Genomic DNA, 20,850 nt, shown 5'->3' with positions numbered 1-20,850 from the left:
GTTAATGGCTTTGAACGAACAGGAAAGAAGTGCTATCGCTGAGCGCATCCGTTTCAACACTGAAATCATTAAGCTGTTTGCTTTGATGATTATTGCAACGGCGACGGGATTATTTACGTTAATGTTATCAGGTATAACAGAGGCTAGAGAGTTCTTTATCACTTTTGTAGGTATGGTGGTTCTAATCATGTTAACAGGAATTGCTATCTTTGTTTATCTACAGACCTTAAAATTGTTAAGAGAAATAAGAGATGTTTGAATTGATAATCATATCACTGGTAGGGTTGGCACTCATTGTTCCGTTGGGAATGTTGCTAACTTATTATGTAAAAGACTACCTGAAATCTCAGCACTAATGCGTAAAAAATGAGTACGATAATTTTTTCTATCGTGCCAGGTATGTTCAGGTTTATTAGACTAGAATGCTCTTTTGCCGGTTTCGGATAAGGGTTGATTTATGCGACTGAATAATGTGCATGGTTGGGTAGCTTCTCTATTCATGTATCATCTACTAAGCTAATCCAAAAATGAAAAAGTTTGATTTTATCAGTTCCAGATTTCACCGGGACTCGAATATTGTCTGATTCAAATTTAGTGAGCTGCTTATCAGTCTGAACTCCCCGTTTTGTAAGCTTATCATCAGCAATCCATTCACCCTTAGAAGTTCTGATAAGCTCCTCAATCCAATCATTGATTTGTAAAAACCAAAAGTCAAAATCTTCCTTTTGCACATATCCAATAATAGCCGAATATCTGAGGCCTTTGCCATGAATACCTTTCTTAAATCTCTCAATTCCCCCATTGGCTTTATCATGGCCGATTAAATATTCTCTTTCCCTATTTTGACCAGGAGTAGGGAGCCTTTTTGCCTCTATAGAAAAAAATGAGTCAAACTCATTATAGTTCTTATCTCCAATAGTTATTTGTTCTTCTCTTGAAAGAGTACCTATATCTATTTGTGGGCTCTTTCCAGAACTATGATCTTCTACATTTTCATGGTGAAAGTAAAATGGATATGATCCGGCCACCCGATTAAAGTACTTGCAAAGTTTATCTGTTAATGCTTTTTCACTTGCAGAGATTTCACCTTTTACTTTCTTTGAGAAGTCTGAAAAATGAGTATCTATGAACTCGATTACTGCTTTTACCGAAGCGTCAATTTCAACCCCATCGGAAAGCGCTCCATTACTGATATTTTCTACTCGGTCTGCTAACATCAATATCCCTGCTTTCTTAGGTCTGTAAATGTTTCATCAGCATCTCGGAGAGCAATGGATTGAAGCCAATAACGAAGCTTCTTGGGTTTGATCAAGTATATGACATTTCCATCATACATTCTTACAATTCGGGTAAGCCTAAGACTCACATTTAAGTTTTTTTTCACCAAAGATTCAAGATGGCTTTCAGTGTTGTCAGAGTTCAAAAAGTCAATATTTGGCTTGGTATCGCCAAAATAAAATGGGTAGCAAACGTAAGAATTGGTTTCAAAGTATTCATGCGGTTTAATTGAAGGGTAAACCTTACTTAGTATGTCACAGTAGACTTCTCCATACTTTTGAAGATCATATGATGTAATGTTTTGAGTTGCCGCTTTAGATGTTTCTCCATTTCTTCTGAATTCTAGTTGATAATTGATGAAATCGTTAACTAGAATTAATTCAAATTTGTTCAATTCAAGCTCATCTAGGTCTTTAGGGTAGGGTAAGTTTTTCAAATCCGACAGTAGTAGAGAAGAAGACTTATTAATCATAAATCTGCCACTGGTGGCAGCTATGTAGAATGTGTTGAACGTATTATTTTGCAAATAAGTAGCTAATTCATAAAGTGATTTTCTAGAGTTCGAATGAATCCCTAATATTGAATTTTTGAAAACCAAATCCTCTTCAACTAAGCATACCGGTATCAAACCTGATTCTTCTTCAATCACTTCCTTTATGAGTAAATGAGGCGACTGATAGAGACGTGGGTCTCTTCTTCCATCAAAGTACTTGTCTTTAACCACTGTTTTTGAAGAAATTCCCTTTGAGGTAAATTGCGATGGATTAATGCCCTGTTGCCCTGTTATATAATCCGCAGTAAATTTTTTCCGCAACTTATCAAGTTCATTAGTCTCCTCAGTATTCAACGAACCTTTTTCATCTTTAGAGAGTAAATCCTTTAGCCGTTTAATTTCGGGTCTATTTTCTCTAGCAATAAAACCCTCGCCAAACACCCAGTCCTCGTTTTGTTTTTTGTGCAATAAAAATTGACCCAAAGTTCTGTTTGAAGCGATTCTGCTAACAAGCTGATGAACTCTTGATCCTCCAATAAAATTTGACTTCCATATTAGTAGGTCATTTAAAGCTAACTGCCTGGGAACATGGTGAAAGTCGTAAGTGTCCAACTCAAAATATAGTTTCTCCTTATGTGGTTTGGTTCTACGCACGGTAATGTGCAGTACGCCTTTGTCTATAGCCCCTTCATTTTTAATGAATATTGCTGCAGTTGCTACATCACCATTTTTACCAAACAAGATTCTACTAATATGTGTGAAATCTATTATCTGAGGAATATTATATTTCTCAAACAACAGCCTCCTAAAATCCGCTGATGAATTATTATAAAGAAGGGGACCAGATGGTTGAATAAGACAGACTAAACCGTGCTGTTTACAAAGTTTAATCGTCTGCTCAAGAAACAGAAGTGATATCTGATTGTCAGGTAATTTTATTTGCTTGTTTTTTTTATGCAGATTCTTCTTTAGGTCTGAATCATTTCTTTGAAGTAGTGCCTGACTCTCTACAATTTTTGCTGCCGGTGTTAGACTGGATTCAAATGGCGGATTACCAATGATCAGATCAAAATCGTGTGAGATTTTTTTTGACACCAATGCATTAAAAAAATCGTCATGAATAATGTTTTTCTCATGAAGGTTGTCAAATTTTAAGTCTTCCCATATTTGCAAGGGAGTTAACTCGTCACAAAGAGCGAGACTCAAACTGAAAACGGTCAAGTCAGCAGCGTCTTTGTTCAGTTCAACGCCATAAATATTTTTTTTAAGTAGATTTTTAAGTGTTGCTAGAGAAGGTCTTTTCCAAGCATTATTTCTTCTCCATCTATGTATAAGCCGTCTATATGCTCCTACAAGAAAAACACCAGATCCGCATGCCGGGTCAAGAATTTTAAAGTCGGTAACTTCTGATTCAAGAGGCATAGCCTCATTAAGGAGGAAGTTAACTAAAAAAGGAGGTGTGTAAACTACACCAGGTTGCTTCCCTAGAAATTCTTCATATATATTGCTAATTAACTCTACAGGAAGGTCATTGAAAGAATATAATTTCCATAATACGCGTTGAAGTCCTTCAGCTTTACCTTCTAGGAATAAACCAAACCTTCTTAAATCTGCTGTTTTCAAGAACTTCCGATCTTCAAGGTTTACTTGAAAGATTCCTCCGTTGAAATGTTCAGCTAAAAAGTCCAGAAGGTTTAGGTAAGCTCCCTTTTTTGCGAAAATATCTGTGAATTTTTCCCCTTTAGTGATGAACCTTTCAAAAAATTTATTAGGAAATACTTTTCTTCCTTCTTCGTCTTCCCGCTCTTCCAGGTATCGAATCAGAATTGATGTCACCATTACCTTTCTGGCGATATTTGCAGGCAGAATCTGCATCTTGACGATATCCCTAAGTGCTTGTTTTAGTTCTGTAAGTAATTTCTCATATGCACTATTACTAAACTTGAAGTATTTACTGTATTTTGAATTTTCCCAAAATGTTCCATTGTCGAAAGACTTAGCAGAGAATGCTTCATATTCTTTTTGAGCTTTGTTGTCAATAGCTTTTGAAACTTCAGAAGCAACTTTTATTACTGATAATGGTTTGTATTTTAATTGATCCCCGTCTGATGGCCTATCAAAGCAATTGAAAATTCTTATGTCCTTTTTTGTAAATACAAAGAACATTGGCACCGGTGCCGAACTGTAAAGCTGTTTGTGAAGATTTGTGAGCTCTTGTTCTTCAATGCCAATCCTATCGGTGAAATCATATATGAAAATCTGAGGTATGGAAGGACGATTTTCAAATCTCCTGAAATAAACAAAATCGGCTTTATATTTTTTGGCATTTTCAAGTGCAATAACCTCTTCTGATTTGATGCTTATGCCCTCAACACTATTACGAACAGATACAAGCCCTGAATCATGATTGGAGCTTCCAATCATTTCTAAATTTTCAAGTCCTTGTTCAAGTATCTCGTTCATCTATTTTTAACAAAAATACTAAAAATATTAGTATTTTATACTACTCATATTAGTTTAGTTCAGATCGTCCCAAAGATATTCAATTGGCCATTCATTTAACAATCAAACACTAGTAAAGCCATAAAAGCGCAAATTTTAACTTATTTGTTTTTTGTAAAACGATGGCAAAAACCCAATACTAGCCCTGACAAATATGGGAGTAATTATTTTATCACATATGAAATCGTACTAGCCAAATTTGATATTATCAAAGTACGACTGATCTTCTGATGTAAACCCATCAAAATAGCGTTCGCAGTATTTGATGTAAAAATTGAGAACCTCACCAAAAGCACGAATATTGTTTTTTATAAGCCTTACACAGTAGTTTCTAAGATTGACTTTATTGAAAAACCTCTGATTGGTGATACTTAAAGGATCCAGGAATTTGGCTCTCTTGGTTTCATAAAGATGCTCGTAAGGATTCTTACCGGACCTTTTAAGCTCGTAAAACCGAGTAAGAAATTTATCGAGGTAATCTCTATAATGGTTTGGGTTCCATTCATAGCAATCTTGGTACAGCGTGAAGGCATGAACATACCTGCCTGTTGAATCATCCTTCCAAGAATATGTTATTTGAACTGCATTGTCACGCTGCGGATTGTTTTCATCTAGGTATCCAGCTTGGTACATTCTAAGAATTAGATTTTGAAGAAGAATTCTCTTGTCTTTTGCTTCTTCCTTTCCTAATCGCTTACTGTATCCTGGGAAGCTTTTTCCGTTTTCTAGTATTATTTCTTGTTGGTAGGTACTTTGAGACGTATCCCAAGGGAGACTAGCGTATGATCTGTTCATTTTCATGGAACGTTTAACGTTTTAAATAATTGAAAACTGTCGAAAACGCATTTGAAGCAAGCTTCATATAAACGGAAAACGTTTATGGTTTCGCAGTGAAAATTGGTCATAGAAATCCTATGTCATTTTATTGGGCATGACGGTATTGTGTTAAAAAATTGAATTAATTCTATGTCCGGTATTGATGTAATTGATTGATAAGGCTGAATTGAGCCTAAGAGGTATTTTTCATAATCATAGTTAATTATCGTTTGGTTAAACATATAACTATGGCTATCTTTGGTTTCTAGATAAGGAAGCCATAGTGTTTTCTTAAAAAAAGCAACTCAGTGCAATGAGTTGCTTTTTTATTTTCCTTCTATATATTTCTTTACGCTATCAGCCGTCAGATATAATTTTCGACCACGCTTTATAACTTTTATTTCGTTGTTGGCTCTCTTTTCATCGAATGTTGCACGGCATATTTTGGCTCGATCCATGAACTCTTGAGCAGTGATATATTCGTCTTGATTTTTGGAAATGGGGTTGGAGTCCTCAATTCTTGCAAGAATTTTATCAACGGCATTTTGTAGATGCTCAAATACTGGTTGAGGAACCATTACAAACTGATTGAACTGATTGTTGTTGCCATCCATATGAGTTAGTTTTTGAAACACCATTAGGCATTCCTGTTTAGTGATGAACAAACATAGTAATTAATTTACACAAAAAAAATTATGTAAATTAATTTAAGTACTCACGTGTTAAGGATTCAGCCAGAGGTGCTACGTCCGTTCCTTTTTTGCTCAGGAGCTGAAGATCTCGAGAGAAAGTGGATTGAATATATCTTTTGAATTCTATGGCTCCAATTAATTCAATGTGTTCATTGACGTAATCTTTGAAAGGATTCCACCAATGTGGGTCATTGATGAAATCATAAAAGTTTAATGGGAGTGAGTTGTCCTGATCATGTTGAGTAATAAGGTCCTCTACAGTCATATTAGTGCCATCTGGCAATTGACCTACTGAGTTCCAAAAATGATTTCCATATTTGTGATACTCATCTAGTACGGTGCTAATTTTTTCTGACTCTAATTCTTCAGAAAGTGCGGTAAGGGTTGAGGTTATTTCGTCCAGGTTAAAACCATTGTCCCAATCGAGCAGGGAATGAAGTTTAAATAGTCCCTCTTGTTTAAGCAAACGTTTGATTACTAGCTCCATTGTGGAGTATTTGGGGCTAAAAAAATTGTAATTGCGATTGGTTAGTTCAATTTTACTTAACCCCTTGATATCAAAGTGTGGGTTGCTATAAATATCTAAAGTTTTGAGAATTTGCTGGTAAAGCTTAATCTCATAATTGATGAATTGTGTGATTGTATATTCTTTGAATTTAGATTTTGAAAGTTCATCTTCTTGGGATTTTACATGATCTATTTCTGAATAATTTTGATTCATTATCCTGTCTAGATAATCTTCGTTATCAATGTCCAGATCAAACCAGTTGTAAATCTTACTTTTGAAATTGCATACCTGTTGAAGGACTATGACTTTCACATTGATTGTGAATGAAACAGGCGCATTTTTTTTTGTGCTTTTATTTAAATAGTGATTGACAGATATTTTTCCTTCTCTTTTCATAATCCAGCACTTTTAAAGTCAATCTCGGAAATCTTTGAGTCAATATTATGAATAGACATATCATAATAATGCTGTGTGGTCGCTTCTTCCGAGTGCCCTACCATTTTCGAGACAAATTGTCGTTCGACGCCAGCTCCTATCCACAATTGAACATTCGTATGTCTGGCAACTTTATTAGTAATGGTTTTGTCAATTTCAGCCATTGTGGCAAATTCTTTAAGGTGTTCATTGAATTTTTGATCGCTGATTGTATTCGGAAATATCAAATGACTGCTTGGGTCTTCATATTTCTCTATTAATTGTAGAGCTACTGGGAATTTATATATTGGAATTAAAAATGGGTTTTTGTTTTTGCTTCGATTTCCAGAAATATAAGCCTTCTTACTTTTTCTTTTCAAATCAGACTTCTTCAAATTTTTCAAATCACGGTAATAGAGCCCGGAGAAGGTCATGAAAATAAAGTGATCTCTATGCATTTCAAGCTTGGCAGAAGTGAACTTCAAATTAATTAATGTTTTAATTTCTTCAACCTCAAGATAGGTTCTTTTTGGTTTTTCAATTTTGAATTTGAGGTCAGAAAAGAAAAATGGATTGTGATTGACTTCGATATATCCTCTTCGAACAGCTTCTTTGCAAATGACCTTGAATTTATCAAAGTATTTTTTTGTTGTCCCTCCATTATGTCCTAATTCCTCTTGAAGATATCTCTTAAAATCATACAATAGTTCTTCATTTAACTCAGAGAACTTGATTCGTGGATTGAATGAGTTAAGGTGCTTCTCAAATGTTTGATATACTTTGATAGTATTTAGAGCTAATCCCCTAAGGTTTTTAAGGTACTCATTAACAAAGTCATTGAAGATTGTACCATCCCCCTGTCTAAAGAAGTATTCTTTTATTGTCTCAAAAGAGGCTATTCTGCGTTTTAATTTAGTTTGAACTAAATAGTTATCAAGTTCACCCAGTTTTCTTTGAAGCAGGCTGTTAATCTCGTATGAATTAGGATGAGACTCTTTGACCCACTTGTTTTGACGCCCTGACCAATAGTTGGTTTCTATTTTTGGAAGGTCCGGATTGATGTATTCTGTTTTCCTATCAATCGTAACTCTTACATGAATAGAGTATAAGCCAGACTTATTTTTCGTTTTCTTTCGGTTAAATACTGGCTGAAATGTAACTCCCACAGGATGAAAAATTAAGGATAAAACACCGGGTAAAACACGATTGGTACAACAAAATGTAAAACAATTACTAGGAATTGCTGCTAACCAATAGGAGCTGGAAATTAAATAAAAAAGGGATAAACGGCTATTATTCACCTGTTTATCCCTTTTAACACTTGTTATGTGTAGTCCGTAGGGGAATCGAACCCCTGTTACCAGGATGAAAACCTGGCGTCCTAACCCCTAGACGAACGGACCATTTACAATCATAAAAAAAGGAACGACGACTCGTCCCTGCTCTTGTAGTCCGTAGGGGAATCGAACCCCTGTTACCAGGATGAAAACCTGGCGTCCTAACCCCTAGACGAACGGACCATTTTGTAATGGTCTGCAAAAGTAAACTGGAATTTATCTTTTTCAAAGGCTTCATATTAAAATATGATTTTTTTTTACTACTAATTAGATTTTTTTTTCTTCTGATACGAAAAATTGCCTAAAGACAATCGTCTGTTTAAGTTTAGGGCATGGAATTGATTGAGGTAAAAACCAAGCGCGAGCAGCAAGAATTCATCACTATGGCTGTAGACCTGTATCGCCATGAACAAAATTGGATAAGGCCACTCGATAAGGATGTCGATGCGGTATTCGATTCCAGCATTAACAAGACTTTCAAATTTGGTAAATGTACTAGATGGTTGCTCAGAAAGGACAACAAAACCATAGGCCGGATTGCAGCCTTCATCAACGATAAGACCAAAAACAAAGACAACGATCAACCCACTGGTGGCACAGGTTTTTTCGAATGTATCGATGATCAGTCAGCTGCCAATATGCTGTTTGATACAGCCAAAGCCTGGCTGGAGGCGGAGGGCATGGAGGCCATGGATGGCCCTATCAACTTTGGTGACCGTGATAAGTGGTGGGGACTTTTAGTTGATGGATATGACATAGAGCCTAACTATCAATGCAACTATCACTTTCCGTATTATAGGGAGCTTTTCGAGAACTATGGCTTTGAAGTCTATTTCAAGCAATTTACCTTCATCAGAAATACCTTCGATCCGTTTCACCCAAGAATAATGCAAAAGTCTGACGTCCTCAACAAGGACCCGGATTATAGTTTTGAGCACCTCAAACTAAAAGACCTGGCTAAGTACACCGAAGATTTTAGACAGGTATACAATGTAGCCTGGGCCAATCACGATGGCGTAGCCGAAATGTCTAAGGAACAATCACGGGCGATCATGAAACAAATGAAGCCCATCATAGATGAAAAAATCATCTGGTTTGCCTACTACAAAGGAGAGCCAGTGGCATTCTATTTAAATCTTCCCGAAGTCAATCAGATCTTCAAATATGTGAATGGGAAACTGGATTGGTTAGGCAAACTCAAATTCGTCTGGCACAAGTGGCGCAAATCCAATAAAAAAATGCTAGGATTAGTGTTTGGGGTGGCTCCCGCACATCAGGGCAAAGGTCTTGACGGAGCGCTGGTCATGGCCACCGCGCAAATGGTGCAAAAAGATTATAAAAGATATCCGATTCTTGAAATGAACTGGATTGGTGATTTCAATAGAAAAATGATTCTTGTGGTTAAACAGGTAGGGGGTGAGGTCGGCAAAACTCATCATACCTATCGATATCTATTTGATAGGAATAAACCATTTGAGCGGATGCCAATTAAATAATAAAGATATCTGTAATAAAACCGAACTTTTACTAACCTATACACTTGAAATCAGTCGTATATGAAGTCAGACTTTCAGGGTTTCTTAGACAACAACCATCGTATCATCGCGAAGGTTTGCAGGATATACACAGATTCAACAGACGATTTCAACGATTACTATCAGGAGTGCATTGTACAGCTTTGGCGGTCGTTTGATTCCTTTAGAGGAGCATCTAAGCTTTCTACCTGGACCTATAGGGTTTGCTTAAACGTTTGCCTTTCTCAACTGCGCAGTAAAAAGCGTACAGTGCCCACAGAAAACAGGGAGATACCTGATGTGGTAGATGAGGATAGTGCGCTACAAGAAGAACAGATACAGCACCTATACAAGGCCATCAAACTACTCAGAGAATCAGACCGGGCGATCATTCTACTGTATTTGGAAGAAAAGAGCTATAAGGAAATGGCGGAAATATTGGGTATCACTGTTACCAATGTAGGTGCCAAAGTAAATAGAGTAAAAGCACAGCTTAAAAAAATCATCGATGAAAGATTTGGACATTAAGGATATTTGGAAAGGTGCTGATTCAATGGACGCCGATGCCTATGCTAAGCCAGAAATTGATAAAATGATCCAAAGTGGATCCCATAGCTTGATACACAAATTTGTGAGGACACTTGTATGGGAACAATGGATCAATCTCTTGGTACTGACATCGCTAGTCGTGGAACTGTTTTGGGCCGGCGAGTGGATTATTGGTACAGGATCGCTTGTGGTCAATGTTGCCTTTTATGTGTATTATCAAAAATTGAAAACCAATCTACGCAATGAAGAAATAGATACACATGTCCTAGCCTATTTGTATCGGGTGCAGGATATTATTAGACAGTTCATAAGACATTATAAAATTGCGGCCATAGTATTAGGCGTGCTGGCGATGATAGCTATTTACTATCTAAACGAACATAATTTTTATGAAGAAAGAATGGACAATGAATCAGTCATGTATGGTTTGATATTGGGAGTGATGGCCGCTCTTCCTATGACTTTTTATCTGATTCATCTGCTCTATGGTAAGAAAGCTATCAAGCTCAAGGCAATGATTCGTTCCCTGGAAGCCGAAGAAAGCGAATAAGTAGGCCTGAGAATTACCCTTCCATAACCATTTGATGAAAACCAGGGTCAGATTGCATCCGTGATTTCATCTCTGCTATGGTAAACTTCGGAGTAATGTGCTGAGGGCAATTCCAATCAAACGCTTTGACTCGAAAGATCATTAGCCTTTCTATTTTGGCCTGATAGTCAGGCAGCGCCAGTTGATGTCTAAGCTCAGGATGCTCTTCTGGGTCGAGTATCGAAGCTTCTGCCCAAATTTTTAGTCTTGTTTTGGTGGTATAATCTAAGAAGATCATGGCTGCTTTGTTACTCGCTGTCAGATTTCCGGTACTTATATATTGCTTGTTACCCCGAAAATCCGCATAGCCGATTGTTTCGTTGTCCAGTACCCTGACGAATCCTTTAGGGCCGCCTCTGAACTGCACGTATGGCCACCCGTTGTCACCCACTGTGGATAGATAGAATCCATCCATTTTTTCTATATGGGCAGTTTCTCGCTGGAAAAGCTGATATTGATCCGGCCCGTTGGTGTCCATTCGGGCATATAAATCTCTGGATCCATATTTCTCTTGTGCTTTTTTCACACTTTCAGTGAATGCGTAATTGGTGAAGTTCTGTCTCATGTCGATGTATTTTTTTGGAAATTAATTTTATGAGGAGAGAGGATTTTGAAGTTGAGCAAAAGGAATTCAACTTCCTTTTGCTCAAAACTCAACTCAATACTTTGAAGTCATATTGAATAAATAGAATTAGTGGTAGTGCATAGCCGAGATGTCTCACCATAGTAATGACTGGCATCGTCGGTGACATATCCAGGCCAGCCACGCCGGCACCTAGCAAAGGCAGCATAAAGAGCCAAACCAGAGCCACGGTTTCAGCTGATACAAAAAGCAGCGGTCTAAACCATTTCGGTCCCCATAGCGATGGAGCAATTCCAGCGAATAAGATCGCTAACAATACCCCATTTGAATAGTGTCCTATCACACCATAAGCCAGACCAAGGCCTGTTTTAGCTCCTAGCAAGGCTGGGATGTCCCACCAGGTACCCATAATAAGCAGTCCCAGTAGATCAAAAATCAAAGTACCCATCGCTCCAGCGATGATTGCGTTTTTCCAATTGATTGTTTTCATGATAATATTAATTTGATTGTTTTCTTAAAAATTTTCTGATGTTGTCAGGGATTGCCGACCTACTTCTCACAATACAATGTGGCCAATTTTGAGTCTGTGAATTTTCAGTTGCTTCAGATCGCACTTATCATTCACTAGGCTATTATTTGGTTCCTTATCCAGTGTTCTATTGGCACTGGCCTTTGCCAAAGCGAATGATGGTTTTGATTGTTGAGTCATAATTGTAAGTATTTTTATCCCGAACGATCGGTCGGTATTAGTATAAAAAAATATATTTTATTCGAATGTGCTTTGAATCTCTTTCAATGCATTTTTAAATACGTTCGTGTTTTTTTGGGCATTTGCCAATATTAAACTGCCCTGTATTTTTATGAGAACGCCTTCTGCTATTTTTTGGCTTTCCTTCTTACTGTAATCATAATCTCTGGCCAGCTTGGCAAAGCCCCTTATAATATCATCAAATATGGTGATGATCACATTAGAAAATAGGCCGAGCCCAGATTCCATAGAAAGAGTCCGAAGCACGCAGGCGTTTTTGCCACTGGCGTACAATTCATCAATATTTTTCAAGGCAGTTTTCAGGCGCTTGGATCGGTCAGTGTCTTGCATCAATACCTGTGTTACATTTTGTCTGATCAAACTCCCGATAAAATCCAATACCTCTTTTGCCATTTGCTGTTTTCCGCCAGGAAACCTATGGTATAAGCTGGATTTCTTTAGTCCGGAGGCCTGAGCCAGCTCGTTCATACTTGCGCCGTCATAGCCCATTTTCCTAAATACATTTAGGAATCCAATCATTAACTCTTCCTGACTTACTTTGACTTCTGCCATTTTATTTTATTTATTATACAGAACGTTCGTTCGGAATATTGGTTGACAAAAACGCATTTTTTTTCTAACCAGCAATTACGCAGCAGTCAGACTTTCAAAAACACGTTTGATTTCGTGGTATGCTATACCCATATGAGAATTGTGATAGATGCAAGCACCGTCAAAAATAATTAATACCTGAGGTGACTCATGCGGGATATTAAAAACCTGTGCGATGTGATCGGACAGTCCGCGATGCCGAATGAGGTCCAGATGATAGACATCCATAGAAGAAATCTCTTGCTCCACCCACGATCTCTCCAGCCTGTTTTCAGCCATGGCACTGATGCTGCATCTAGTACTATGTTTGAATATAAGTGCAGGTTTGTTTGCTGAGCCTGTTTTGATCTGATCTATCTGATCTTTTGAAGTTAAATGATTCCAGTTCATTATTAATTATTCCAAATTTCAATTTCGTCCTTGTCGAACTTAGCTTTTTTACTTTTTTTCTTAACAGCGTCAGGTTGAATTTTGTTCCCATGCATGCGTACCCATACCACATTGAACTTTCGTTTGACATCCCTGACCGTCCGACTTTTATAATATTTGGCAGACAAATAATTGGCACTTGGGTGCATATCGCGGCCCTTTCTCATTTTTTTTGTTTTGGATTGGTAGTTGGCCATTTGAGCGCTTGGAGAGAAGAGTACAGGCCTATTGGTGTATTTTTTATAACTCTTTATATTTTGGTTGTGATTTCCCACGTGAAATGGCTTTTGTACCTTCTTTTTCATATTGCCAGCATATTCAGAATTTGGTCCCGGTTTATGTTTGGGTGGTTTTCTGTATAGCTCTAGGCTGGGTAAGAATCCTTTTTTCCTATTTCCAGGAGGTTTGGTTTTACTATAAGTCGGAGGAGTAGAAAATCTTGGGTTGACCACCACCACTTTGCCGGCTTGTTTCCATTGAGAATACCGCGGATTTATACTTTTGCCTTTTACCTCGCCGGCATTCGTTTTTGTATAGCGCGGATTTACTTTCTTCACAGCGACATTGCCGGCATTATTTTGAGTGTAACGAGGATTTACTTTTTTTGAAGATACGTTGCCCGCGTTGTCTTTTGAGTAGCGTGGATTGATCTTTTTTGAGGCGACGTTGCCTGCGTTATTTTTAGTAAACCGTGGATTTATTTTTCTTCCTTTGACCTGACCAGCTGTGACCACAGAGAATTTTGGATTTACTCTTCGACTCGAGCCCACCTTAGACTGACTTTTGCTATATCTGACACTTCCAGCAGCTATAGTTTTATGTTTGCCACTAGGGCCTTTAATTTTGGCTTTCTTCTTAGACTGTAGAAACCCACTTGCTCTTCTAGCAGTCTTGAGTTTATTTCTATCCTGCAGAAGTTGGGCGTGCGAGGATTGGCTGGAGGCAATAATCACACCCGCTAATACCGAAAAAATAAGCAGCCACTTGTTTAACATAAATCCTCTCTACGGAATATAAACGGGAAGTTAACAAATATATTGAACTCAATAACCGAGCTTACAAAGTACGGATATTGTCATCACATTGCGCATGTCTATCTGGCAAAGATTTGAATAATAAGTTTCAACCTTGTGTTAAAATTCTAGCAGTGTCTTTAGTTTGGCCCTAAATCGTTCTTTGGGTAGAAAATTCTGCTCAAGATTCGCAGCGAATGGTATTGGCGTATCCAAACTGCCTTCTCGCATTACGGGAGCGTCTAAATCCTGAAAATGATGCTCGCTAATCCACGCTGCCAACTCAGCACCTATACCTCCGGTGAGACAATCTTCATGTAGAATGATGACCTTATTGGTTTTTCTTACGGTCGAGCTGACTGCCTCTTTATCCCAAGGCAATAGAGTTCTTAAATCCAGAATATCTGCGTTGATCCCTTCTTGTTCTATGATTGTTTTTGCCCAGTGCACCCCCATTCCATAGGTAATAATGGAGACATCATGACCTTCACTGACCAATTTGGCCTTTCCCACTTCTATGGTGTAGTGATCATCAGGAATTTCTTCGGCTATGGCACGATACAGTGCCTTGTGCTCAAAGAATAGATAAGGGTTTGGGTCTTCTATCGCAGCATTCAGTAATCCTTTAGCGTCATATGGATTGGAAGGATATACTATTTTTAATCCTGGTGTATGGAAAAACCAAGCCTCATTGGACTGTGAATGAAATGGTCCTGCAGCTACTCCCGCACCAGTTGGCATTCTTACTACAACGTCAGCATTCTGACCCCATCTCCAATGTATCTTAGCCAGATTATTTATGATTTGGTTGAATCCGCAAGTTACAAAGTCAGCAAACTGCATTTCTACCATTGACTTGATCCCTTGTATAGACAATCCTAAAGCACTACCTAAGATGGCAGATTCACACAAGGGTGTATTACGCACGCGTTCTTCACCAAATTGAGAAACAAAACCTTCGGTAATTTTAAATACTCCACCATAGTCCCCAATGTCCTGTCCCATCAGTACCATCTCAGGGTATTTTTCCATGCTCTGTCTCAGGCCGTCTGAGATGGCATCAATAAATCGTTTTTCTTTCTTCTTCGACGACTTCGGAGCAATTACTTTTTGCTCAAACGGCGAAAACAGATCGCTAAATTCCTTCTCTGTTGATACGGTGACTTGTTCTTCGGCACTGGCTATTTTGAGCCCTTCTTCTATTTCGGCCTTGATTTCATTATAAATACTTTCCTTATCCGATTTATTGAGCACTCTCTCTTTCAAAAGGTATTTTTCAAAATTCACTACCGGGTCTTTTTTAGCCCATTTGTCTTGCAGACCTTCTGGATAATATTTTGTTCCACTAGCCTCTTCATGCCCACGCATCCTAAAGGTCATGCACTCAATCAGAAAAGGTTCATTTTTTTTCTTTATTGAATTAGAAATATCATTTATTGCGTGATATACCTCCAGGATATTGTTGCCATCGATTTGTTTGGTTTTCATACCATACCCTGGTCCTTTTTGGGTGAAAGATTCGAAGTTGAATTGCTGACGGCTAGGCGTAGACAGTCCCCAGCAGTTGTTCTCCACGACAAAGATCACAGGCAGCTGCCATACAGAAGCGACATTTAATGCTTCATGAAAATCCCCTTCACTGGCTCCTCCGTCTCCTGAGAAGACGAGAGTGGTTTTTTTGTTTTTTCTTAGTTTGTGCCCTAAAGCAATACCATCCGCGATGCCTAGCTGTGGTCCCAGATGTGAGATCATTCCTACGAGATTGTGTTCCTTGGATCCAAAATGGAATGAGCGGTCTCGACCGTTGGTAAAGCCGCTTTCTTTGCCTTGAAACTGAGCAAATAACCGGTAGAGCGGAATCTCACGTGAGGTAAAAATGCCAAGGTTTCTGTGCATGGGTAGAATATACTCGTCCTTCTCCATAGCTATAGCAGCTCCGACAGAGATCGCTTCTTGTCCCATTCCGGAAAACCACTTGCTGATTTTCCCTTGCCGTAGGAGGATTAGCATTTTCTCTTCTATCAGCCGTGGCAACAATATTTTTCTGTATAAAGAAAGAAGTTCTTGGTCGGTTAGTTTCTTTCGGTCAAATTTCATTGGGTATGAATTGGGTTGCTTAATACTTGCATTTTGATGTGCTAGTCACAAAACTAACAGTTTGCACGAGTTGCGCGATGTGTCTGATGGAAATTTTATCTAATCTATCAATATAGTACAGATTGACACTATTGCATCCTATTTTTGTCATGTCTAAAAACCAATATGCAATACGAAAAATTTACCCTAGATAATGGACTACAGGTGGTAGTGCATGAAGATCATTCTACAAAGGTCGCTGTGCTCAACGTGCTCTACAACGTTGGCTCCAAAGATGAAGACGAGAACAAAACCGGATTCGCTCACCTGTTTGAGCATTTAATGTTTGGCGGTTCGGCCAACATCCCATCATATGATGAACCCTTGCAGAAGGTCGGTGGAGAAAACAATGCATTCACTACACCGGACTACACCAATTATTATATTTCAGTGCCATCCAATAATCTTGAAACTGCCTTCTGGCTTGAGTCAGACCGGATGTTGAGTTTGGCGTTCGACCCTGAGTCACTCGAAGTCCAGCGCAAAGTGGTTATCGAAGAATTTAAGCAACGCTACCTGGACCAGCCGTATGGTGATGCGTGGTTGCACATGAAGCCTTTGGCATATAAAACCCACCCCTATCGATGGAATACCATAGGCAAGGAAATTTCTCACATCGAGAATGCCACTATGGACGACGTAAAGGCTTTCTTTCGAAAGTTCTACTTGCCTAACAATGCTATTTTGGTTGTAGCAGGAGATGTTAAGGTTGCGGAAATAAAAGAACTGGCGAAAAAATGGTTCGGTGAGATTCCTGGTGGTGCAGATTATGTCAGAGACTTACCACAAGAGAAAGCCCAGCTAGAGTCACAAGAAAAAACAATTCAAGGCAAGGTTCCTATGGATGCTTTTTACAGAGCTTACCACATGCCTGATCGATTGGACCCAAACTACCACACCATAGATTTGCTAAGCGATATTTTCGGAAGAGGAAAGTCTTCCAGACTTTATTCATCACTTGTGAAAGACCAAAACCTGCTACAGTCAGTGAGTGCAAGTATCACCGGCTCCATAGACGCTGGATTGCTCGTAATATCTGGCAAACTCAAAGAGGGCACTTCTTTTGATCAGGTTGATCTTGCCTTAGATAAAGAGATCTCTCGCTTGCTCATCGATGGATTGGAAAAAGGAGAATTGGACAAAGTGAAAATGAAAGCTGAATCTTCTCATGTGTTCTCCGAAGTAGAACTTTTGAATCGGGCTATGAGTCTGGCCTATTATACACTTCTTGGAAATACTGACTTGGTCAATAAGGAGGTAGACGCGTTGCAGGTGGTAACCGAGACAGGGCTCATGGAACAGGCAAAAAAAATGTTGAACAAATCAAATTGCTCAACATTGTATTATCGTCGGACTGAATAGTCTTAGGCGTCTTTCCATTTAATGGTACATCCGATGGCTTTTGTAAAGGTGGTCTTCACTGGCTTGCCATCAATTAAATTATCCACCGCGGCTTCTACATATTTTTTGGTGACAGCTGCGGCATCTTTATGATTATCATCAATCGCCCCAATATACGAAACCACCAAGTCATCTGAATTTTTGGTTACCACATATACGTGAGGTGTTCTGGTAGCTCCGTAGGTAGTAGCGACCAATTGGCTTTCATCATATAAGTATGGAAATGAGAACGATTTATCTTTCGCTCGTTTTATCATTTCCTCATAAGAGTCTCCAGGTTGCTTAGTCTTATCGTTGGAGTTGATAGCGATCACTGGATAACCTTTCGATTGATATTTTTGATTGAGCAAGTCAATTCTTTTTTCATACATCTTCGAGAAAGGGCAAGTGTTGCAGGTGAAGACTACTATAAAGCCTTTTGCATCTTTATAATCTGCCATGGAGAGTGATTGACCATCGATATTCTTCAGTTTGAAATCTGTGACTTTGTCTCCGACGTCATAACCCACTTTAGGGTTCACAAGTTCTTCTTTGTTCTCGCTGGCGAATAGCACCACTGCGACAGCAACCAGTCCAATAGCTAAGAGTACATTTTTTCTCATTTCTTTGATGTTATTTAATAAAATTCAAATAGACTTTTTCTAATTCGTTTTCAGCAAATTCTTTTTCGACAAATAATCGTCTTTCATTTCCTTTTGACAGCATAAGTGTAGCTGGTATAGCTCCACTCCAGGTTGGATCCACTTTATCAATAAAGGCATTGTAATCAGTCTCATCCAGCAAGTAGATTTTGACCTTAATATTTTTCTTGTTTATAAATGGTTTGACCTTAGTCTCCAGGTCTTCGACAAAATCAAAACTGATCAGACTCAATTCCAATTGATCATTATTGTATTTTTCGTATAAATCGAGAAATTGTGGGAGTTCCTTGACACAAGGTCTGCACCAGGTAGCCCAGAAATTGATCACTTTGTTATTGTCAGATTTGTCCGAAATGATTTTAGCAAGTTCTGAATACTTTATCACTTCTACGCTCTGTGCTTTTGCACTTTCTGTCGAAAGTATCAGAAAGGAAACTAAACAAAAGGAAATGACATTTCTCATGCTTTATTGATCTTTGAGCATTAGTAAAAATATGATAACGTACTCAAAAATAGATAGTTGCAATTTTTTATCAAAGACCTGAAATTTTTCATAAAATAGTACTATTTTAAGAAATGAAAATACTTATCCACAAAATTCAGAGTTATCCACATCATTTAAATAAAAGCATGTAAACAGCACTATTACAGATGGTTATGAAAACTAGCAGTTCTTCTAATTGTGGAAAAACAAGATGTATGTCATGATATTGAGCCCAAAAATCAGGTAATAGTGCAAAGAAATAAAAAATGAAGATTATTCCTTATCCTGATTAATTAGCTTCTTCCGATAGGCATTAAAGATTCTGGACTTGGACAAAAAGCCAATATATTGACCCTGATCAATTACAGGCAGGTTCCAGGCCTGAGTCACCTCAAATTTATTCATGACCGTCTGCATGGAATCATCGGGATGCACTTCCGCTGGAGGCAGCTGCATGACCTCTTTCACAACAATATTTTTTCTGGCTTCTTCGTCAAACATTTTTTCACGGATATCATCCAGTGTAATAATGCCTTCGAGCCCGCCGTCATAATTCAGAACCGGAAAAATGTTTCTTTTTGACTTTTTCACCAGCTTGACCATATCGTCGAGTTTGGCGTCATACTTAATGGTCAGTAGATCGGATTCAATAATTTTGTTGAGCTTCATTAGACTAAGCACCTGGCGGTCCTTATCATGCTGGATCAAATCTCCTTTCTCGATCAGACTCTTGGTGTAGAGTGAATGCTTTTCAAAATAATTGATTGTGGTAAAAGAAATTGCGCTCACCAGCATAAGCGGGACGAAAAGCTCATAACCTCCTGTTATTTCTGCAATCAAAAAGATTGCGGTGAGAGGAGCATGTAGCACCCCACTCATCACTCCACACATCGCGACGAGAGTGAAGTTACTAGTACTGATTGTCACGGGAAGGGCAAAATTTACTGTCTTTGCAAAAAGGTATCCAGCTATACCTCCCATAAACAAAGATGGAGCAAAAATACCTCCGCTGCCACCTGAGCCGATAGTAAGGGCCGATGCGACAGGTTTGATGACCAGGATGGCAAATAACAAGAAAATGATGACCAGAGTCTTGTCAGTGCCTTCATAGATCAGACTGTTATTGAACAATATGTCATCCTTGCCGTCGAGGAGCTGTTTGATCGTATCATATCCTTCACCATAGATGGGAGGAAACGTAAGGACGATTAAGGCGACACCAATGCCGCCAACCACCGCCCGACTCCAGTCGTTCGTTACCTTCTTGATCAGCCGTTCTATCAGGTAGGTGAGCCGTGTAAAGTGTACCGACACTATACCACAGGCAATGCCCAGAAAAATAAAGTAATGGACATGTTCGGCCAGAAAAGGATCTTTCAATTTGAATGAGAAAAGCAAATCATCCCCTAAGAGCGATAGAGAAATCAGGGACCCCGTAACTGATGAGAGAAGTATAGGAATAAACTTGTTGATTGTGACGTCTGTCAGAATTACCTCAATGGCAAAAATTACACCAGCGATCGGCGAGTTAAAAATTGCTGAGATAGCCCCAGAAGCACCACACGCAATAAGTAATGTCCTTTTCTTGTAGTTGAGATGTGTCAGTTGGGCCAAATTCGATCCTATGGCAGATCCTGTCACCACAATCGGTGCCTCTAGTCCCACAGAACCGCCAAAGCCTACGGTGATGGCACTAGTGATCATTCTAGAATACATCATTGATCTTTTTACGATGCTTGATCTTTTAGAAATCACCAACAAAATCTGAGTAATGCCATGACCAAGCTTTTCCTTGAGTATATACCGGGCTACGACCATGGTAAGTACAATTCCCACCAGTGGGTAGAATAGATAAAGAAAATCGAAGCCAGAAGTGTATATATATTCATTAAGAATGGCCTGGATGAAGTGGACGGACTCTTTGAGTGTCACCGCTGCTATACCTGCTACCAGACCCACGATACCACTAAGTATCAGCGTGAAGTTGTTGTTGCTGATATGCTTAAGTCGCCATACCAGAAATTTGACTAGCCACGCATTTGCTTTCATTTCAGAGCTAATATTTTCGATAATCTCATAGGAGTAAGCAAAAGTAAGTTTTTAGGGTTGGC

At 38.7% G+C, this 20,850-nt stretch carries 20 protein-coding genes and 2 tRNA genes; 5 read left to right on the top strand and 17 right to left on the bottom strand.

Features of this window, described 5'->3' with window-relative positions:
* Positions 1-4 precede the first annotated feature (4 nt).
* Positions 5-259, top strand: a complete 255-nt coding sequence (locus ABJF11_RS20265) for a hypothetical protein (protein WP_348122100.1) — start codon at positions 5-7, stop codon at positions 257-259.
* Positions 260-497: 238 nt separating this feature from the next.
* Here the strand turns inward: ABJF11_RS20265 and ABJF11_RS20260 are convergent, their stop codons facing one another.
* From ABJF11_RS20260 to ABJF11_RS20225, 8 genes are all read right to left on the bottom strand, one after another.
* Complete coding sequence (locus ABJF11_RS20260; protein ID WP_348122099.1) at positions 498-1,217, bottom strand: hypothetical protein; 720 nt, start codon at positions 1,215-1,217, stop codon at positions 498-500.
* On the bottom strand, positions 1,217-4,234 hold the full coding sequence (locus ABJF11_RS20255) for an N-6 DNA methylase (protein ID WP_348122097.1): 3,018 nt from the start codon (positions 4,232-4,234) through the stop codon (positions 1,217-1,219). The genes ABJF11_RS20260 and ABJF11_RS20255 overlap by 1 nt, the downstream gene beginning before the upstream one ends.
* A gap of 228 nt (positions 4,235-4,462) precedes the next feature.
* Entirely contained in the window at positions 4,463-5,068 is a 606-nt protein-coding gene (locus tag ABJF11_RS20250; protein ID WP_348122096.1) for a hypothetical protein, read from the bottom strand.
* Positions 5,069-5,415: 347 nt separating this feature from the next.
* Positions 5,416-5,727, bottom strand: a complete 312-nt coding sequence (locus tag ABJF11_RS20245) for a hypothetical protein (RefSeq protein ID WP_348122095.1) — start codon at positions 5,725-5,727, stop codon at positions 5,416-5,418.
* Positions 5,728-5,791: 64 nt separating this feature from the next.
* Entirely contained in the window at positions 5,792-6,685 is an 894-nt protein-coding gene (locus tag ABJF11_RS20240) for a hypothetical protein (protein WP_348122093.1), read from the bottom strand.
* Positions 6,682-8,004, bottom strand: a complete 1,323-nt coding sequence (locus ABJF11_RS20235) for a site-specific integrase (protein WP_348122091.1) — start codon at positions 8,002-8,004, stop codon at positions 6,682-6,684. Before ABJF11_RS20235 ends, ABJF11_RS20240 begins: the two co-directional genes overlap by 4 nt.
* A gap of 30 nt (positions 8,005-8,034) precedes the next feature.
* Positions 8,035-8,106: transfer RNA gene (locus tag ABJF11_RS20230), tRNA-Glu, on the bottom strand.
* Positions 8,107-8,151: 45 nt separating this feature from the next.
* A tRNA-Glu gene (locus ABJF11_RS20225) sits at positions 8,152-8,223 on the bottom strand.
* Between the two features lie 149 nt (positions 8,224-8,372).
* Here ABJF11_RS20225 and ABJF11_RS20220 point away from each other — a divergent pair.
* The 3 genes from ABJF11_RS20220 to ABJF11_RS20210 are packed head-to-tail and all read left to right on the top strand — an operon-like array spanning position 8,373 to position 10,653.
* Entirely contained in the window at positions 8,373-9,536 is a 1,164-nt protein-coding gene (locus ABJF11_RS20220; RefSeq protein ID WP_348122090.1) for a hypothetical protein, read from the top strand.
* A 60-nt stretch (positions 9,537-9,596) separates the two neighbouring features.
* Positions 9,597-10,082: an RNA polymerase sigma factor gene (locus ABJF11_RS20215; protein WP_348122089.1), complete on the top strand. Its 486-nt coding sequence runs from the start codon at positions 9,597-9,599 to the stop codon at positions 10,080-10,082.
* On the top strand, positions 10,063-10,653 hold the full coding sequence (locus ABJF11_RS20210) for a hypothetical protein (RefSeq protein WP_348122088.1): 591 nt from the start codon (positions 10,063-10,065) through the stop codon (positions 10,651-10,653). Before ABJF11_RS20215 ends, ABJF11_RS20210 begins: the two co-directional genes overlap by 20 nt.
* A gap of 13 nt (positions 10,654-10,666) precedes the next feature.
* Here the strand turns inward: ABJF11_RS20210 and ABJF11_RS20205 are convergent, their stop codons facing one another.
* The 6 genes from ABJF11_RS20205 to ABJF11_RS20180 form a co-directional block, all read right to left on the bottom strand.
* On the bottom strand, positions 10,667-11,257 hold the full coding sequence (locus ABJF11_RS20205; RefSeq protein WP_348122087.1) for a pyridoxamine 5'-phosphate oxidase family protein: 591 nt from the start codon (positions 11,255-11,257) through the stop codon (positions 10,667-10,669).
* An 88-nt stretch (positions 11,258-11,345) separates the two neighbouring features.
* Positions 11,346-11,765 (bottom strand): hypothetical protein, encoded by a 420-nt coding sequence (locus ABJF11_RS20200; protein WP_348122085.1) that lies wholly within the window; start codon positions 11,763-11,765, stop codon positions 11,346-11,348.
* 276 nt (positions 11,766-12,041) lie between these two features.
* A complete protein-coding gene (locus ABJF11_RS20195) occupies positions 12,042-12,596 on the bottom strand; it encodes a TetR/AcrR family transcriptional regulator (RefSeq protein WP_348122084.1) in 555 nt (184 codons plus the stop codon).
* Between the two features lie 75 nt (positions 12,597-12,671).
* Complete coding sequence (gene ytxJ / locus ABJF11_RS20190; protein ID WP_348122083.1) at positions 12,672-13,025, bottom strand: bacillithiol system redox-active protein YtxJ; 354 nt, start codon at positions 13,023-13,025, stop codon at positions 12,672-12,674.
* 2 nt (positions 13,026-13,027) lie between these two features.
* A complete protein-coding gene (locus tag ABJF11_RS20185; protein WP_348122081.1) occupies positions 13,028-14,059 on the bottom strand; it encodes a hypothetical protein in 1,032 nt (343 codons plus the stop codon).
* Between the two features lie 138 nt (positions 14,060-14,197).
* A complete protein-coding gene (locus ABJF11_RS20180; RefSeq protein ID WP_348122079.1) occupies positions 14,198-16,174 on the bottom strand; it encodes a dehydrogenase E1 component subunit alpha/beta in 1,977 nt (658 codons plus the stop codon).
* Between the two features lie 165 nt (positions 16,175-16,339).
* Between ABJF11_RS20180 and ABJF11_RS20175 the strand changes: the two genes are divergently transcribed.
* Positions 16,340-17,575, top strand: a complete 1,236-nt coding sequence (locus ABJF11_RS20175; protein WP_348122077.1) for a pitrilysin family protein — start codon at positions 16,340-16,342, stop codon at positions 17,573-17,575.
* Between the two features lie 2 nt (positions 17,576-17,577).
* Here ABJF11_RS20175 and ABJF11_RS20170 read toward each other — a convergent pair whose 3' ends face one another.
* The 3 genes from ABJF11_RS20170 to ABJF11_RS20160 form a co-directional block, all read right to left on the bottom strand.
* Complete coding sequence (locus ABJF11_RS20170) at positions 17,578-18,216, bottom strand: thioredoxin family protein (protein ID WP_348122076.1); 639 nt, start codon at positions 18,214-18,216, stop codon at positions 17,578-17,580.
* A 10-nt stretch (positions 18,217-18,226) separates the two neighbouring features.
* On the bottom strand, positions 18,227-18,718 hold the full coding sequence (locus ABJF11_RS20165; protein WP_348122075.1) for a TlpA disulfide reductase family protein: 492 nt from the start codon (positions 18,716-18,718) through the stop codon (positions 18,227-18,229).
* Positions 18,719-19,012: 294 nt separating this feature from the next.
* The gene (locus ABJF11_RS20160; RefSeq protein ID WP_348122074.1) at positions 19,013-20,788 is read right to left on the bottom strand and encodes a chloride channel protein; all 1,776 of its coding nucleotides are present in this window, start codon (positions 20,786-20,788) and stop codon (positions 19,013-19,015) included.
* Positions 20,789-20,850: the final 62 nt, after the last annotated feature.

It is taken from the genome of Reichenbachiella sp. (genome assembly GCF_039941815.1).
Lineage (GTDB): Bacteria > Bacteroidota > Bacteroidia > Cytophagales > Cyclobacteriaceae > Reichenbachiella.
This window is presented reverse-complemented; position numbering and strand designations above follow the sequence as displayed.